Origin of the sequence: Mesorhizobium sp. M0293 (genome assembly GCF_040321735.1) — a bacterium.
In the GTDB taxonomy this organism is placed as follows: Bacteria; Pseudomonadota; Alphaproteobacteria; order Rhizobiales; family Rhizobiaceae; genus Mesorhizobium.
Window position 1 is genome coordinate 14,158 of sequence record NZ_JAMYSA010000036.1, and the last position, 17,223, is coordinate 31,380.

13 protein-coding genes and 2 pseudogenes are annotated in these 17,223 nt (G+C 64.3%); 10 read left to right on the top strand and 5 right to left on the bottom strand.

Annotated features, from left to right (window positions below; translation table 11 throughout):
- Positions 1–64 precede the first annotated feature (64 nt).
- Complete coding sequence (locus NKJ06_RS15690; protein WP_352810146.1) at positions 65–1,117, top strand: IS110 family RNA-guided transposase; 1,053 nt, start codon at positions 65–67, stop codon at positions 1,115–1,117.
- Between the two features lie 238 nt (positions 1,118–1,355).
- Here the strand turns inward: NKJ06_RS15690 and NKJ06_RS15695 are convergent.
- The 5 genes and pseudogenes from NKJ06_RS15695 to NKJ06_RS15715 form a co-directional block, all read right to left on the bottom strand.
- Positions 1,356–1,619, bottom strand: a pseudogene (locus NKJ06_RS15695) (transposase); the annotation flags it as partial.
- A 71-nt stretch (positions 1,620–1,690) separates the two neighbouring features.
- Positions 1,691–2,908 carry an MFS transporter gene (locus NKJ06_RS15700; RefSeq protein WP_352810147.1) on the bottom strand — a complete coding sequence of 406 codons (1,218 nt, stop codon included), beginning with the start codon at positions 2,906–2,908 and terminating at the stop codon, positions 1,691–1,693.
- A gap of 57 nt (positions 2,909–2,965) precedes the next feature.
- Complete coding sequence (gene rpoN / locus NKJ06_RS15705) at positions 2,966–4,402, bottom strand: RNA polymerase factor sigma-54 (RefSeq protein WP_352441408.1); 1,437 nt, start codon at positions 4,400–4,402, stop codon at positions 2,966–2,968.
- A gap of 69 nt (positions 4,403–4,471) precedes the next feature.
- On the bottom strand, positions 4,472–5,005 hold the full coding sequence (locus NKJ06_RS15710) for a peroxiredoxin (RefSeq protein ID WP_352810148.1): 534 nt from the start codon (positions 5,003–5,005) through the stop codon (positions 4,472–4,474).
- Between the two features lie 1,177 nt (positions 5,006–6,182).
- Complete coding sequence (locus NKJ06_RS15715; protein ID WP_352441406.1) at positions 6,183–6,443, bottom strand: hypothetical protein; 261 nt, start codon at positions 6,441–6,443, stop codon at positions 6,183–6,185.
- A gap of 201 nt (positions 6,444–6,644) precedes the next feature.
- Here NKJ06_RS15715 and NKJ06_RS15720 point away from each other — a divergent pair, with 201 nt between their 5' ends.
- The 9 genes and pseudogenes from NKJ06_RS15720 to fni all read left to right on the top strand — a co-directional run bounded on the left by NKJ06_RS15720 (position 6,645) and on the right by fni (position 16,569).
- Positions 6,645–7,847 (top strand): cytochrome P450, encoded by a 1,203-nt coding sequence (locus NKJ06_RS15720; protein ID WP_352798783.1) that lies wholly within the window; start codon positions 6,645–6,647, stop codon positions 7,845–7,847.
- A 91-nt stretch (positions 7,848–7,938) separates the two neighbouring features.
- Positions 7,939–9,228 (top strand): cytochrome P450, encoded by a 1,290-nt coding sequence (locus NKJ06_RS15725; protein WP_352810149.1) that lies wholly within the window; start codon positions 7,939–7,941, stop codon positions 9,226–9,228.
- A gap of 1 nt (position 9,229) precedes the next feature.
- Positions 9,230–9,355 (top strand): annotated as a pseudogene (locus tag NKJ06_RS15730) (ferredoxin); the annotation flags it as partial.
- A 168-nt stretch (positions 9,356–9,523) separates the two neighbouring features.
- Positions 9,524–10,366 carry an SDR family oxidoreductase gene (locus tag NKJ06_RS15735; RefSeq protein ID WP_352792614.1) on the top strand — a complete coding sequence of 281 codons (843 nt, stop codon included), beginning with the start codon at positions 9,524–9,526 and terminating at the stop codon, positions 10,364–10,366.
- Positions 10,366–11,709, top strand: coding sequence for a cytochrome P450 (locus tag NKJ06_RS15740; RefSeq protein ID WP_352810150.1), 1,344 nt, complete (start codon positions 10,366–10,368; stop codon positions 11,707–11,709). The genes NKJ06_RS15735 and NKJ06_RS15740 overlap by 1 nt, the downstream gene beginning before the upstream one ends.
- 144 nt (positions 11,710–11,853) lie before the next feature.
- Positions 11,854–12,843: a polyprenyl synthetase family protein gene (locus tag NKJ06_RS15745; protein WP_352810151.1), complete on the top strand. Its 990-nt coding sequence runs from the start codon at positions 11,854–11,856 to the stop codon at positions 12,841–12,843.
- 147 nt (positions 12,844–12,990) lie between these two features.
- Entirely contained in the window at positions 12,991–14,535 is a 1,545-nt protein-coding gene (locus tag NKJ06_RS15750; RefSeq protein ID WP_352810152.1) for a hypothetical protein, read from the top strand.
- Positions 14,532–15,434 (top strand): terpene synthase family protein, encoded by a 903-nt coding sequence (locus NKJ06_RS15755; RefSeq protein WP_352810153.1) that lies wholly within the window; start codon positions 14,532–14,534, stop codon positions 15,432–15,434. The genes NKJ06_RS15750 and NKJ06_RS15755 overlap by 4 nt, the downstream gene beginning before the upstream one ends.
- Before the next feature lie 28 nt (positions 15,435–15,462).
- Positions 15,463–16,569 carry a type 2 isopentenyl-diphosphate Delta-isomerase gene (gene fni / locus NKJ06_RS15760; protein WP_502905625.1) on the top strand — a complete coding sequence of 369 codons (1,107 nt, stop codon included), beginning with the start codon at positions 15,463–15,465 and terminating at the stop codon, positions 16,567–16,569.
- Positions 16,570–17,223: the final 654 nt, after the last annotated feature.

Sequence of the window (17,223 nt, forward strand, 5' to 3'; positions counted from 1 at the left end):
TAATGGGATGGTCCGCCTCGTCCTCCTGCCGCATCATGAGGCTGTCAAGTCGAAGGAGGTTGCAATGCCACAACGTAATGTGCCGCGTCCTGCCGCAGTCTACGGAATCGATATCGGTAAGAACATATTCCACGTCGTTGGCCTCGGAAGCGACGGCGTGCCAGTTCAAAAGGTTCGTTTCCGACGTGACACGCTGCTACAATTCTTCGAGGGAGCCGCGCCGGCCATCGTTGGCATGGAATCGTGCGCCGGATCTCAATGGATTGCGAGGAAGATACAGGCGCTCGGACATACGGTGCGCTTGATCCCCGCGCAGTTCGTGAAGCCCTACGTCAAGTCGAACAAGACCGACATCATCGATGCGGAGGCGATCGCTGAGGCGGCCATGCGGCCAACAATGCGGTTTGCTGCACTCAAGAGCGAGGAACAAGCCGATCTTCAGGCTTTGCACCGGGTGCGGGACCAGATGATCGGAACGAGAACGCGTCTGATCAATCAGATGAGAGCCTTCTGCCTCGAATACGGGATCGCCCTACGCCAGGGGGCAGGCCTGTTCAAGCTCGACCTGCCGCTGGTTCTCAACGATGCGTCGAACGACCTATCGCCGGCGATGCGCAAACTGCTCACGGATCTGTTCGCCGACCTCCACCAGCTAGAGCAGCGCATTCAGGACGTGACAAGGGAGATAGCTGCGATTGCAGATCGAGAAGATGTTGCCCGCCGGCTCATGACGATCCCCGGCATCGGAGCACTGGACGCCACCGCCCTTCTTGCGGCAGTCGGCAACGGACGCCAGTTCCAAAAGGCCCGCGATCTGGCTGCATGGCTGGGCCTTGTCCCGCGGGCACACTCGACCGGGGGCAAGCAGAAGCTCCTCGGCATCAGCAAGCGCGGGAACCGCTACGTCCGCAAGCTCCTCGTTCATGGCGCGCGATCCTGCTTCAGACATCTGGATCGAACCCGGGATCGCCTTGGAAGCTGGCTCGACGGGCTGCAGAGCCGAATGCATCCGAACAAGGCCGTTGTCGCACTCGCCGCCAAGATGGCACGTATTGTCTGGGTTGTTCTGACCAAGCCGGGAGCGCTCTACGAACGCAGGGATCCTGCATTCGCCTGACGCTTGCGGCTCGATTGCAAGGCTCGGGAATAGTGATGACGAAACAGTGGATCAGCATGCCGTAAGCCCTGTGCAAAAAAGCGGGCTTCGTGCCCGAACCGTTTATTGGGAACGGTGTGCGCGGATCTCACAATGGCCTGGCTGCAACAGCAGCCCGCTCGCGAGAGGCCGGATACATTTATGCAACTGGAATCGTCATCGACGATGTCGCGAACCCTTGCACGGACGGGGCGGACCATACATTCTTTCCGAGAAGATCTTTCAAAGCGGCATTGTCGAGCATGGCGTCCGCCAGGAGTCGCTTCAGGCGAGCGTTCTCATCCTCCAGCGTCTTCAGCCGCTTCGCTTCCGACACGTCCATGCCTCCATACTTCGCCTTCCATTTGTAGATGCTGGCGTCGCTGACCCCGTGCTTGCGGCACAGATCGGCCACCGAAACTCCGGCCTCGTGCTCCTTCAAAATCCCGATGATCTGCTCTTCACTGAAACGGCTGCGCTTCATTCTCTGGTCCTCGCGTTGGGCCAGAGCGAACTTCAAACCGGATTAAGCCAAAGGGGCAACGTCAAGGCGGTCTAGGTTTCGCGCTTCGGGCCGAGCAGTAACACTATGAGGGCAGCGACGAACGTGGCAACAGCACTGTAGGCAATGGCGCTGGTAATCCCCGCATTCTCCACCAATAGTCCGCCGAAAATCGCGCCGGCTGCGATTGCCACTTGGAATACTGTGACCAGCAGCACACCGGCGCTTTGGGCCTGCTCGGGAGCGGCCCTCCGTACCATCCACGTCTGCAATCCCACTGGCACCGCGCCGAAGGCAAACCCCCACGCGGCAACAGCAATCGCCGAGGCCAAGGCCGATGCTCCCGCCGTCAGCAGCGAAACAGCGGCTATCGCTATGAGCAGCGGTGCAAGGGCCGCGACTGCCTTGAGACTGTACTCGGCCAGAAGCCCGCCGGCCAAATTGCCGAAGAATCCGCCGATGCCAAAAGCCAGCAACACAAGCGAGATCGTCTCGACATCCAGCGCGGGAATCTTCTCAAGGAAGGCGCGGATATAGGTGATTCCGGCGAAGTGGCCGGAAGCGACTAGCAGGACAACCAAAAGCGCAACCTTGACCATCGGAATCTTGGCCACATCCAGCAGGCTGCGGAAGCTAGCCACTCCAATCGGAGGCAGTCTCGGAATGGTTATGAGTTGCACGAGCAGTGTAGCGGCGCCGCCGGCTGCGGCGAGCATAAAGGCGCTTCGCCATCCCCAAATATCGCCGACATAAGCGCCGATTGGAGCTGCGCAGACGGTAGCTACGGAAACGCCGGTGAGGATGATCGACATGGCGCGCGGCAGCAGGTAGCTTGGAACGAGCCGCATCGCCAGTGCTGCCGACATCGACCAGAAGCCTCCGAGCGCTATGCCGAGCACGACGCGTGCAGTCAGGAGAGCCGCCAGCGACCACGCGCCGGCCGCCAGAACGTCCGACAGGATCAGCAGCAGCGTCATGGTCCACATGACGGTCCTGCGGTCCAGGCGCTTTGTGATAATGGCCACAGTCGGCGCCGAGATCGCCCCGACGATAGCTGTCGCCGTCATCGCCTGTCCAGCCGCTCCCTCGCTGGTACCGAGATCATGCGCGAGGGGCGTGAGCAGGCTGACAGGCAGAAACTCTGCCGTGACCAGCCCGAAGGTGCCCAAGGAAAGCGAAATGACGGCACCCCATGCGGGACCAGACGGTGGGACGGGCTTTTCTGGGTCGTGCAGAACAGCGTCCATGACGCCTGCTGCGGATCGGGTCATGAACGAAGTCTCCACTTTGATGCAATGCAACGTGATGTTGGCTGCCTTGACCCAAATCTAAAAACACAAGCGCATTTCCCGGCGGCGTTGCACGGAGGAGGGGATGTTCATTGCTTCGCGATATTTTGTGACGGTGCGGCGCGCAACATCGATGCCGGTTTCCTTCAGCCGGACAGCGATGTCTTCGTCGGAAAGCACGTCGCCGGGAGATTCTGCGGCAATCATCGCTTTGATCCGATGCCGGACAGCTTCGGCGGAGTGCGCATCGCCGCCTTCGCAGGACGCGATCGCGACGGTGAAAAAATACTTCAGCTCAAAGACTCCACGCGGGGTAAGCATGTATTTGTTCGAGGTCACCCGGCTTACCGTTGACTCGTGCACGCCGATCGCATCAGCGACTGTTCTAAGATTGAGAGGCCGCAGGTGGGCGACGCCATGTTCCAAAAAGGCATCCTGCTGACGCACGATTTCAGCCGCAACCTTAACAATGGTCTTGGCGCGCTGATCGAGGCTGCGGATTAGCCAGTTCGCATTTTGCAAGCATTCGTCGAGAAATGCTTGGTCTTTCGAATTTTGGGCAGTTTGACGCGTGACTTCGGCATAGTAGGTTTGGTTGATCAGCAGCTTCGGCAGCGTGGCGGGATCAAGTTCGATCTGCCACCCGCCTTGCGGCGAGGGCGTGACCCAGACGTCGGGTATGATTGATTCAGACGCACCGGATTGGAATCTGTTCCCAGGCTTGGGATCGAGCGCCCGAATCTCATGCATCATGTCGAGAAGGTCTTCTTCATCGACGCCGCAATGCTGCTTCAGCGCCTCAAAATCGCGTCGCGCGAGCATTTCAAGATTGGCAACCAAAGCTGCCATTGCTGGGTCGAGCCGGTTTCGCTGGCGCAACTGGATCTCGAGGCATTCTCTGAGATTTCGCGCAAAAACTCCCGGTGGATCAAATTGCTGCAACGTCCCGAGAACCCGTTCCACAACAGCCTCACGGACATTCAGGCTCTCGGCCAGCTCCAGAAGGTTTGCCCGAAGATAGCCAGTGTCTTCCAGATCGGCGGCAAGCTGGCCAGCGATCAGCCGCTCCTGTGGTGTGAACGCAGTGAGGGCGATCTGACGAGCGACATGGTCGTGCAATGTTTCGGCGAGGGTGGCAAACTCGTCGAGGGAAGGCCCATTGCCCGGCGGGTTGTTGGTCGTGTTGCGAAGGGATTTCCATTGCCCGAGCCGTTCAGGCGAACCTGCCCCGGTCGGTCCTTCAACGGCGTTTGCGAAAGGGCCGACAGGCTGATCCGCTCCCGAAATCGAAACGTCGTCAAAAGGCCCGCCATCGTTTGATGCAGATTCCAAGAGCGGGTTCTTCTCGATTTCCCGCTCCACGAACTGATGCAGTTCAGGATGCGCCAGTTGCAGCAAGCGAATCGACTCAATCAGTTGAGGCGATGCGACCATGGATTGCTTCTGGCGCTGAAGCAGGCTTGCTGAGGATTGCATGGTGAGCGGGATAATCCTGTCGAGGAGCCCCTTGGGGCCGGCAATGGCACCAATGGGACGTTTGCTAGGTCATGCGGCGGCTTTCAGCGTTTCGAGAACGTTTTGCGGGGATGAGACGCCATACGGGTCGGCCTCGCAGTTGTCGGAGAAACCTTCCTCCTCAAACCACTGCTCCACCACGCCATTGTTGATCAGGGCGGCGTAGCGCCAGGAGCGCATCCCGAAGCCGAGATTGTCCTTGGCGACCAGCATGCCCATTTTGCGTGTGAACTCGCCTGAGCCATCGGGGATGAGCTCGACCTGCTTCAGGCCCAAGGACTTCCCCCACGCATTCATGACGAAGGCATCGTTGACTGAGACGCAGTAAATCGCGTCAATTCCCTGCTTCGCAAACTCATCATAGAGCTCTTCGAACTTGGGCAATTGGTAGGTCGAGCAGGTCGGGGTGAAGGCGCCAGGCAGCGAGAACAGGATGACCCGCTTGCCGGCAAAGTAGTCGTCAGATGTCTTTTCTTCCCAGCGATATGGATTTGGCCCCTGGACTGACTTATCGTGAACACGCGTGAGAAAGGTGACGAAGGGAACTTTCTTTTGAACTGTCATTAATTTGCTCCTGCAAAAGTAGAAACTGGCGCGCTGAATTCTGGCAGAGGCTGGCGCAATACCGAGCTAAGGCTCGTATGCCGGGCACGGAGTGAGGACCTCGCGGTTAGCAGCCTCCTTTTCCATGCCGGGGAACGTCTTGGCTGCTGGTCTTTGCCACCCGAACGCAATCGATCTGAGCGAGCTGGAGACCGTCGAGCCGCATGCTTTCCACGGCTATGGCGCCGCAAGCGGGATCGATCACTCGCGCTCGTTCCCGGGGAAAAGTGATAGCGGCCGGAAGTAGCCAATATCGCAAGCATGTGCAGGCCTCGAATGTATTACGCAACAGACCCGCGTTACTGGACTGGTACAGCGTGTTGTCGATATGTGGCAGTGACCCGCCGACCTTGGCTTGGGTGACCCTTTGAGGACTCTTCGGCACTCACATGCTGAACAGAACCGGGAAACGGCAATTGCGCCAGCGCCCCGTGTTGGCGTGCCGGCATCGGACCAGCCATGCGCAAAGCGGCTACCCAGCAAGGACCTCCGGAGGAGACGATGTCCCGATGTTCAACGGGCGCGGGCACCGTCTCCTCAGGCCACGGTCTAGAGCTTCGCGTGTCGGGCATGGTGCAAGTCGCTTTCATCGTTTTTGACAGTGCTCTAACCAGGAGCAGCAAGCGGCGTGCCATTTCAAATAGAGGTGCTGTCGGACCGCCCCTTCTTCTCGGAGGCCGTGTCTTAGAAGATCGGGGGCGCGCTATGCCGCCTCGTGTCATAGGCAACAACGATGCTGTATGGTGCGGATATTTGGCGCTTCAGCCCTAGCTGGGCAAAGACGAACCGGAAGCCGAGCCGATGCACTACCTGAGGCTGGCGGGCACTCCAGTCATTGCGTAGCGTGTGCCGCTAGCGTTCTTGGGTGCGCAGGCACGCCTATCGCGAACATGCGCCTGTCGCGGCAACCATGAGCGCGCGCTCTTGGGCAAGCGCCTTGGCCCCGTGAGGATCGAATTCCCCAATCGTGTCTGTTTGCCGCCCTCTTATGTTCGAAACTGGACCAGAATGTCGCAAGCCCGACCGAAAGGTCGACCAGCGCGTACTATCCGACACGTTCTGTCGCCTTCGTTTCGTCCGCGACGCCGGCCTATTTCGCCGAGCTCTTCTCCGGCCTCAGGCTAAGCCGCTGAAAGCATCACAAATTTTTTTCTTCGGTCGGCCAAATTGGCACGAGTTTTGAAGCACCTTCGTTGCGGGCCGGGACCCGCCGACCGACTTTCATTTCGTGGATGGCACGAATGGAACGAAGAAAGAAAAGCAAAATGTCAAATCCGCGTCGGATAGCGTCTATGGGCAGGGGGTCCTCGGCGAAACCGCCCTTACCCAACAGCTCGCCGCCCTTGTCGACCCTTGCGCAGGAAATCTTGGCCGGCGGCGGCTCAAAGGCCCACCACACCGACCTTATCCTGAAATCGATGGTGCAGGATAAAGTTCTGCATCTCGCCGCGCGGTGTGCCTAGACAGTTACACGTTGGCCGATCTTGATAATCGGTCTGCTTTCGGACGACGTCGTCTACATGCCGTCTTAGGTCTTCGCTGCCGCAGCACCCGCCGGTCACCTTCCGCCCTTCCCATCGCTATAGAGTGAAGTGCCAGCATGTCCGAACAACCTTTGCCGACGCTGCCGATGTGGCGCGTCGATCACATTGAGCCCTCGCCCGAGATGTTGGCGCTACGGGCCAACGGTCCGATCCACCGCGTGCGCTTCCCGTCCGGGCACGAAGGCTGGTGGGTGACAGGCTATGACGAGGCCAAGGCGGTGTTGTCCGACGCGGCGTTCCGGCCCGCGGGAATGCCGCCGGCGGCATTCACCCCGGATTCGGTGATTCTCGGTTCGCCAGGATGGCTGGTCTCGCACGAGGGGGGCGAGCATACGCGGTTACGCACGATCGTGGCGCCGGCCTTCAGCAACGGCAGGGTGAAGCTGCTCGCGCAGCAGGTCGAGGCGATCGCCGCGCAGTTGTTCGACACGCTGGCGGCCCAGCCCCAGCCCGCCGATCTGCGGCGCCACCTCTCCTTTCCGCTTCCGGCCATGGTCATCAGCGCGCTGATGGGCGTGCTCTACGAGGATCACGCCTTTTTCGCCGGGCTGTCCGACGAGGTGATGACGCACCAGCATGAAAGCGGCCCGCGAAGCGCGTCGCGCTTGGCCTGGGAAGAACTCCGCGCCTACATTCGCGGCAAGATGCGGGACAAGCGCCAGGATCCGGGCGACAACCTGCTGACGGATCTGCTCGCGGCGGTCGACCAGGGCAAGGCGACCGAGGAAGAGGCGATCGGCCTGGCCGCGGGCATGCTCGTGGCGGGTCACGAGAGCACCGTCGCGCAGATCGAATTCGGCCTGCTGGCCATGTTCCGCCATCCGCAACAGCGCGAACGCCTGGTCGGCGATCCATCCCTGGTGGACAAGGCGGTGGAGGAAATCCTGCGCATGTACCCGCCGGGCGCGGGCTGGGACGGCATCATGCGCTATCCGAGGACCGACGTGACCATTGCGGGCGTGCATGTTCCCGCGGAGAGCAAGGTGCTGGTCGGCCTGCCGGCGACGTCCTTCGATCCGCGCCATTTCGACGACCCGGAAATCTTCGACATCGGACGTGACGAAAACCCGCACCTGGCGTTCTCCTATGGGCCGCACAACTGCGTCGGCTTGGCGCTGGTCAGGCTGGAACTCAAGGCGGTGTTCGGTTCAATCTTCCAGCGCTTTCCCGCGCTACGCCTGGCCGTGGCGCCCGAAGAACTGAAGTTGCGCAAGGAGATCATCACTGGCGGGTTCGAGGAGTTCCCGGTGCTCTGGTGATGCGGGGACGCCACCAGGAATCGCGACGTTCTCGAGTTGCCGGCGCGCCTGCCGCGCGCCGATCAGATCAGCCAGCCAACAGGTGACCAAGATGGACGTGCAAGATACCACGGTAGCATGCCGGGACGCCTTCGCCGAACTGGCGTCGCCAGCGTGCATTCAGGACCCGTACCCATTCATGCGGTGGTTGCGCGAGCACGATCCGGTACATCGCGCGGCGTCGGGCCTCTTTCTGTTGAGCCGCCACGCCGACATCTGCTGGGCGCTCAAGGCCACGGGCGATGCTTTTCGGGGGCCGGCGCCAGGCGAACTGGCGCGCTATTTCCCGCGGGCGGCGACCAGCCTGTCGCTAAGTTTGCTGGCGTCCACTTTAGCGATGAAGGAACCACCAACGCATACGCGTCTGCGCCGGCTGATCTCGCGCGATTTCACCATGAGCCAGATCGACAAGCTGAGGCCGACCATTGCTCGCATCGTCGCAGCGCGCCTGGACGGCATGGCGCCCGCGCTGGAACGCGGGGAGGCGGTGGACCTGCATCGGGAATTCGCGCTGGCCTTGCCCATGCTGGTTTTCGGCGAACTGTTCGGCATGCCCCCGGACGACATGTTGGGGCTCGTCGGCGGCATCAGCGCCATTCTGGAAGGCCTGAGCCCGCACGCCAGCGATCCGCAGCTCGCCGCGGGGGACGCGGCCAGCGCCAGGGTGCAGGCCTACTTCGGCGACCTCATACAGCGCAAGCGTACAGATTCCCGCCACGACATCGTGTCAATGCTGGTCGGCGCACACGACGACGATTCCGACATGCTGTCGGATGCGGAATTGATCAGCATGCTCTGGGGCATGCTGCTGGGCGGCTTCGCCACCACTGCCGCGGCCATCGGCCATGCGGTCCTGGCGATGCTGGCGTATCCCGAACAGCGGCATTGGCTGAAGGGAGATGCCGTGGGGGTGAAGGCATTCGTCGAAGAAGCCCTGCGCTACGACGCGCCCGCCATGTTCAGCTCCATTCCGCGTATCGCCCAGTGCGACATCGAACTGGGCCGCGTGGTGATCCCGAAGAACGCGGACGTGCGCGTGCTCATCGCGGCCGGCAATCGCGACCCGGACGCCTTCGCCGATCCCGATCGCTTCGATCCCGTGCGGTTCTACGGCACCAGTCCTGGCATGTCGATCGACGGGAAGATCATGCTGACCTTCGGCCACGGCATCCACTTCTGCCTTGGTGCCCAACTGGCCCGGGTGCAGTTGGCCGAAAGCCTGCCGCGGATCCAGGCGCGCTTCCCCACGCTGGCATTGGCCGAGCAGCCGACCCGGGAGCCCTCCGCGTTCCTTAGGACATTCCGCGCGCTGCCGGTACGGCTGCATGGGCAGGAGGGCTGAGATGCGCGTCGTGGTCGATCAGGATCTGTGCGGAACGACCGGGCAGTGCGTGCTGACGCTGCCGGGCACCTTTCGCCAGCGCGAACCGGACGGCGTGGCCGAAGTGTGCGTGGCGACGGTCCCGCAGGCGCTGCACGCCGCCGTGCGGCTTGCGGCCAACCAGTGCCCGGTCGCCGCCATTCGTGTCATCGAGAGCGACGCTGGCCATGACGAGCGCGCCAGCGCCGACCCTGCGCCTTCTCCGGTGGAGGCCGAGCGGCATGCTGCGAAAGACCAGTGCAATTCAGGAGACACGATGGGACGGTTTGAAGGCAAGGTGGCCGTGGTGACCGGCGCCGGCGCCGGCATCGGCAAGGCATGCGCTCTCGCCATCGCGCGCGGGGGCGGCAGAGTGGTGGTGGCCGACATTGATGGCTCGGCGGCCATCGCCTGCACCGCGCAGATCGCGGCCGAAGCAGGCCACGCGCTGCCCATAGCCATGGATATCGCTGATGAGCAGGCGGTGGCAGCGCTGTTCGAGACGGCGGAGCGGCACTTCGGGGGGGTCGACCTGCTGGTGAACAATGCGAGCGCCATGCATCTGACCCCGCGCGACCGCGCCATCCTCGACCTGGACCTGGCGGTATGGGATCAGACCATGGCGACCAATCTGCGCGGCACGCTGCTCTGCTGCCGGCAGGCCATCCCACGGATGATCGCCCGCGGCGGTGGCGCGATCGTCAACATGTCGTCGTGCCAGGGGCTCAGCGGTGACACGGCGCAGACGTCCTACGCCGCGTCGAAGGCGGCGATGAACATGCTGTCGGCCTCGCTCGCCACCCAGTACGGTCACTCTCAGATCCGCTGCAACGCGGTTGCGCCGGGTCTTATCATGACCGAGCGTCTCCTCGCCAAGCTGGACGAGTGCATGCAACGGCATCTGCGCCGGCACCAGCTCCTGCCGCGCGTCGGCCGTCCCGAGGACGTTGCCGCACTCGTGGCGTTCCTGCTCTCCGACGATGCTGCGTTCATCACCGGCCAGGTCGTGTGCATCGACGGCGGCATGCTGGCGCATGTGCCGACATACGCCGACGGTGGCAACAGCTGCGCCGCGCGCCCTGCCGGCGATACCGAATCGGCGGCGGCGGCGCGCTGCTGATGGACATGCTGCTCAACCCACTCAACCGTCGGCACCGGCTGCGATGCGACATGCCGGTAATGCCTGGCGCTTTCCCCCTGGTCGGGCATCTTCCCGCCATTGTCTGCGACCTGCCGCGCCTGCTGGAGCGCGCGCAACGGACGCTGGGCAGCCACTTCTGGCTGGATTTCGGCCCTGCCGGACATCTGATGACCTGTGTGGATCCGGACGCTTTCTCACTGCTCAAGCACAAGGACGTGTCCTCGGCGCTGATCGAAGAGATCGCGCCCGAATTGCTTGGCGGAACGTTGGTTGCCCTGGACGGCGGCGCGCACCGGCAGGCGCGCGATGCCATCAAGGCAGCGTTCTTGCCCAAGGGACTGACCCAGGCCGGGATCGGCGACCTGTTCGCGCCCGTCATCCAGGCGCGGGTGCAGGCGTGGCGCGCCCGCGGCGAGGTAACCATCCTGCGCGAAACCGGGGACCTGATGCTGAAGCTCATCTTCAGCCTCATGGGAATCCCCGCGCAGGATCTGCCGGGATGGCATCGCAAGTACCGGCAATTGGTGCAATGGATCGTCGCCCCCCCGGGCGCCCTGCCCGGACTGCCCGTGCGGCGCGGCCGTGCCGCCCGCGACTGGAGCGACGCGCTGTTGCGCCGGTTCGTCCGCGATGCGCGCGCGCATGCCGCGCGCACCGGGTTGATCAACGACATGGTGAGCGCCTTCGACCGCAGCGACGGTCCGCTCTCCGATGACGTCCTGATCGCGAATATTCGCTTGCTGCTGCTTGCCGGTCACGACACCACTGCCTCGACGATGGCCTGGATTGTGATCGAGTTGGCGCGGCAGCCTGTGCTGTGGGACGCCCTGGTCGAGGAGGCGCAACGCGTGGGCGCGGTGCCGACCCTGCACGCGGACCTGGCGCAGTGTCCGGTCGCCGAGGCGCTGTTTCGCGAGACACTGCGCCTGCATCCGGCGACCACGCTCCTGCCGCGTCGCGCGCTGCAGGAATTGCAACTCGGCCAACGGCGCATTCCCGCGGGCACCCATCTATGCATCCCGCTGCTGCATTTCTCGACCTCGGCGCTGCTGCACGAGGCGCCTGATCAGTTCCGCCTGGCGCGGTGGCTGCTACGCACAGAGCCGATCCGGCCGGTTGACATGCTGCAGTTCGGTACCGGCCCACACGTCTGCATCGGCTACCACCTGGTATGGCTGGAAATGGTGCAGTTCTGCATCGCCTTGGCGCTGACCATGCACAAGGACGGGGTGCGGCCGCAGTTGCTGAGCGACGTCGAAAAGGGCCGGCGCTATTACCCGACCGCACATCCGTCCATGGCAATCCGCATAGGCTTCTCATGAGCTGGCATCGCATGCCCTGTGTGGCAAGGCAGCGGCGCCGGCGGGGCGCGGCATTGCTGCACACAGCGCACGCACTCGTGACGCCGGCAACACCGTGACGGCTTGCGCTCGCCGTGGCCGTCTCAGCTACAAGGACATGAAAACATGCAGACCGGTTCCACTCCACGCGACCGAATCGGCGTTTCCGCATCCGGCGGATTGGGCGCGCAGGCGCGCGGCGCATCTGGCGGCCTGCTCCCGCAGATCTGGATGCAGGACGGCGCAAAGCGGGTCGAACAGGCGCTGGCGCGTCTGCTCTGCGCCGAAGACGACGGTGAGACAGAGCTGATGGCGGCCATGCGCTACGCCACCTTGCATGGCGGGAAGCGCACCCGCGCCTTGCTCTGTCTGGCTGCCGGCGCACTGGCGGGCACGCCGGCGCACATGCTCGACGACGTTGGCGCCGCCATCGAGATGATGCACGCCTGTACCCTGGTCCACGACGACCTGCCCGCGATGGACGACGACGTGCTTCGCCGCGGCCTTCCGACCGTGCACGTAAAGTTCGGCGAAGCCACTGCGATCCTGGTCGGCGATGCGCTGCAGGCCCACGCCTTCCTAACCCTGGCGAGCCTGGATGCGCCGGGCGACAACCGTATCGCGCTCGTGCGCGAACTGGCGCAGGCGGTGTCCGCCGAGGGTGCCGCAGGCGGGCAGGCGATGGATCTGTCCCTGGTCGGAAAGCACGCCGGGTTGGACAGGATCCTGGCGATGCACCGGATGAAGAGCGGAGCGCTAGTACGCGCGTCGGTTCGCATGGGCGCGCTATACTCCATCGCGGAGGATGCCGCGCACGATGCGCTGTACTGTGCGCTCGATCGCTACAGCGCCTGTTTCGGCCTGGCGTTGCAGGTGGCCGACGACATTCTCGACGCGTCGGCGGATACCGCGACTCTTGGCAAGACCCCCGGTAAGGACGCGGCGGCGCAGAAGCCGACCTGCGCGTCGATCATGGGGCTGCAGGCAGCGCGCCAGTTCGCGCTGTTCTTGTTGCACGACGCCGGGGAGGCCATCGCCCCTCTGGGGCCGCGTGCGGAAGGGTTGGCGCAGATGCTGCAGCGGGCCAACGTGTATCTGTCCGCGCCATACGCGTGAGCGCGCCTGTCCGGTATGAACTCGCCCCTGTGCTGCTGCGATCGGCCGGCGGGCGCTGCATGCTGCACTGTGTCCGTGTCGGCGGCGACGTGCGCGGCGTCTGCCCGTTTCTGTTCTCGTTAGCCCTCTGCAGAAGGAACATCCCGCGTGAACGCGCTGTCCGAACAGATCCTTTCCGAATTGCGCCACCTGCTGAGCGAGATGAGCGACGGCGGCAGCATCGGTCCGTCCGTCTACGACACGGCGCGAGCTCTGCAGTTCCACGGCAACGTCACCGGTCGGCAGGACGCATACGCGTGGCTCATCGCGCAGCAACAGGCCGATGGCGGATGGGGAAGTGCGGACTTCCCGCTGTTTCGCCATGCGCCCACGTGGGCGGCGTTGCTGGCATTGCAGCATGCCGATCCTCTTCCCGGCGCTGCCGACGCAGTCCAGGCTGCAACCCGGTTCATCGAGCGCCAGCCCGATCCTTACGCGCATGCGGTGCCGGAAGACGCGCCGATCGGCGCGGAGCTGATCCTGCCGCAGTTGTGCGGCGAGGCCGCATCCTTACAGGGCGGCGTGGCATTTCCGCGCCACCCGGCGCTGTTGCCGTTGCGCCAAGCATGCCTGGACAAGCTGGGGGCGGTTGCGACGTTGCCGAGCGGCCATCCGTTGCTGCACTCCTGGGAAGCCTGGGGGACGTCGCCGACCACCGCATGCCCGGACGACGACGGCAGCATCGGCATCAGTCCGGCGGCCACCGCCGCGTGGCGCGCGCTCGCCGTGACACAGGGGAGCACGCCGCAGGTCGGGCGCGCCGACGCGTATCTGCAGGCGGCCTCGCGGGCGACGCGCACCGGCATCGAAGGTGTCGTTCCCAACGTCTGGCCCATCAATGTGTTCGAGCCATGCTGGTCGCTATACACCCTGCATCTGGCGGGTCTGTTGGCGCATCCCGCGCTCGCCGAGGCGGTGCAAGTGATCGTCGCGCAGCTCGACGCCCGCCTCGGAGTGCGCGGTCTGGGGCCGGCCTTGCACTTCGCGGCCGATGCGGACGACACCGCCGTTGCGTTGTGCGTCCTTCGCCTTGCAGGCCGCGACCCGGCGGTCGATGCATTGCGCCATTTCGCAACCGGCGAGCGCTTCGTCACCTTCCCCGGCGAGCGCAATGCCTCGGTGTCGACCAACATCCATGCCCTGCATGCGTTGCGAATGTTGGGAAAGCCCGCCGTTTGCACCAGCGCCTACGTGGAGGCCAATCGCAACGCCCACGGTGTATGGGACAACGAAAAATGGCACGTTTCGTGGCTGTATCCAACCGCGCATGCGGTCGCTGCGCTGGCGGAAGGCAAGCCCCAGTGGCGCGACGAGCGCGCGCTGGCGGCGCTGCTGCAGGCGCAGCGCGACGACGGCGGCTGGGGCGCCGGTCGCGCGTCCACATTCGAGGAAACCGCCTATGCGCTGTTCGCGTTGCACATAGACGGGACCGAAGAGCCGGCAGGGCGACGGCGCATCGCGCAGGCGGTCGCGCGCACGCTGGAGTGGATGCTCGCCCGCCATGCGGCGCATGCATTGCCCCAGACGCCGCTGTGGATCGGCAAGGAACTGTATTGCCCCACGCGGGTGGTGCGCGTGGCCGAACTCGCCGGGCTGTGGCTAGCGCTTCGTTGGGGGCGGCGCGTCTCGGCTGAGGGAACAGGAGCAGCATGATCCCGACCGATCGCGCGCTGCAGCAGGTGCTGGAGTGGGGGCGTTCCCTGACGGGGTTCGCCGACGAGCATGCTGTGGAAGCAGTCAGGGGCGGCCAGTACATCCTGCAGCGCATCCATCCGAGTCTGCGCGACACCAGCGCCCGCACCGGCCGCGATCTGCAGGATGAAACGCTGATCGTGGCGTTCTATCGCGAACTGGCGCTGCTCTTCTGGCTCGACGACTGCAACGACCTTGGCCTGATCGCGCCGGAGCAGCTGGCCGCGGTGGAGCAGGCGCTGGGGCAGGGCGTGCCGTGCGTGCTCCCCGGGTTCGAGGGCTGTGCTGTGCTGCGCGCTTCGCTCGCCGCGCTCGCCTACGATCGTCGCGACTATGCTCAGCTTCTCGACGATACCCGGTGCTACTGCGCGGCGCTGCGCGCCGGACACGCGCAGGCGGCAGGGGCGGAACGCTGGTCCTACGCCGAGTACCTGCACAACGGCATCGATTCGATCGCCTACACGAACGTGTTCTGTTGCCTGTCCTTGCTATGGGGGCTGGACATGGCGACCTTGCGCGCGCGCCCGGCGTTTCGCCAGGTCCTGCGGCTCATCTCCGCGATAGGGCGCTTGCAGAACGATCTGCATGGACGCGAAAAGGATAGGTCGGCCGGCGAGGCCGACAACGCGGCGATCCTGCTGCTGCAGCGCTATCCGGCCACGCCTGTGGTGGAGTTCCTCAACGACGAGCTGGCCGGCCATACGCGCATGCTGCACCGGGTGATGGCGGAAGAACGCTTTCCCCCGCCGTGGGGACCGTTGATCGAAGCCATGGCGGCCATCCGCGCGCAGTACTACGAGACCTCGACCAGCCGCTACCGCAGCGACGCTGCGGGCGGAGGCCAGCGTGCCCCGGCCTGAACGCGCGGAAAACGGCGGCGTTCGCGCGCTGCCGTCGGTCCGATCCGACTCTACGCCGTCGCCCGATGCCGCTGATGGAGCGAGCATCAGCGACACCAAGCTGAGCCGGCGCAAGGACGACCACCTGGACATCGTGCTGGATCGGCGAACGGCGCGGGCCAAGGCCGCTGCCGGCTGGGAGTACATTCGTTTCGAACACTGCGCATTGCCCGAGTTGGACCTGACGCAGATCGACCTCAGCGCCTCGCTGCTGGGCAAGACCATGCGCGCGCCTCTGCTGATCAGCTCCATGACCGGCGGCATGCCACGCGCCGAGGCCGTTAACCGCCATCTGAGCGAGGCAGCGCAAGCCTTGGGGATCGCCATGTGCGTCGGTTCGCAGCGCGTAAGCCTGCAATCCCGCAACTCCCAGGGGCTAACGCGCGCGCTGCGCCGCCTCGCCCCAGACGTTCCCTTGCTGGCCAATATCGGCGCCGCGCAACTGCGCCAGGCCGACGGCCTGGACCTTGCACGCCGGGCGGTGGATGCACTGGAGGCCGATGGACTCATCGTCCATCTCAATCCGCTGCAGGAAGCGGTACAGCCGGAGGGCGACCGCGACTGGCGCGGCGTCCTGGCGCAGATCGCTCGCGCCGCACGCAGCGTGGGCGTGCCGATCGTGGCCAAGGAAGTGGGGTCGGGCCTGTCCGCCTCGGTGGCCTGTGCGCTCGTCGAGGCGGGCGTGGCGGTGATCGATGTCGCCGGCGCCGGCGGCACCAGTTGGGCCGCGGTGGAAAGCGAGCGCGCCCGCGATGCCGCCGACCGCGCAGTGGCGGTGGCGTTCGCGGATTGGGGGATTGCGACCCCGGCCTGCGTGCAGGCGGTCCGTCGGGCGCTGCCTGCGGTGAAGCTGATCGCGTCGGGCGGGATCAGCGACGGCGTCGACGTGGCCAAGGCTATCCGCCTGGGCGCGGACATCGCCGGGCAGGCGGCCGGCGTGCTGCGCGCGGCTACGGTATCCACCGAGGCAGTTGTCGCGCATTTCGAGATCGTCATCCGCCAGTTGGCCGTCGCCTGCTTCTGCACCGGCTCGGCTGATCTGGCGGCGTTGCGTCAGGCGCGCTTGTTGCCCTCGGCGCATCTGCCCACCGGTTGATGCCGGCGTCGCCCGCACGTGGCGGCGGGCGCCTAGTGACCTGAGTGAGAAAGTCTCGGAAGCGGGGGATTCCGCTGGTCGCGGGCTTGTTCGGGTGCTGCTTCGTGATCAGGGAGGCGCCCCACCATGCCCGAACGGCAGCCGAGAGTAAAGCGGTATTCGACGGCTATGTCGATGCTTGATCAGTGTGATCGGTCACGCCGAGCGAGCTGAGCCCCTGAAAGCGTCGGAACACCAGGTGCGCCGGGAGACCGGCAGGAGCAGATGGTGCAAATCCATTGCAATGAAGGAGTAGCGATCCACATTGACCCCGAGTCATGCGCGGTCGGTCTTGCGGAGACCGGTAATGCTCTGGGGTCAAACATGGGTTGTTAAGCTCGAGCAGTCCATCAGCATCGTCTTGAGACAAAGCGATGGCGGTGGAATGGACGGTTACGCGAGGGCCGGAGCGATTTGGCGACACATGCCGGAAGGAGGTCCGCATAGACGTGAGCTGGGAGAGCCGTGTTCCACGGCGACATCGGCTTGTCGATCGCGATAGCAAGAAGATCATGGCAGCGCTGCAGAACGCGGTCGTGAATCATGAGGCGGCTTAGGGCACCAAATCGAACCGCCGAGAATGTCCCATCTATCGTTTTGATTACCGGGGCTTAG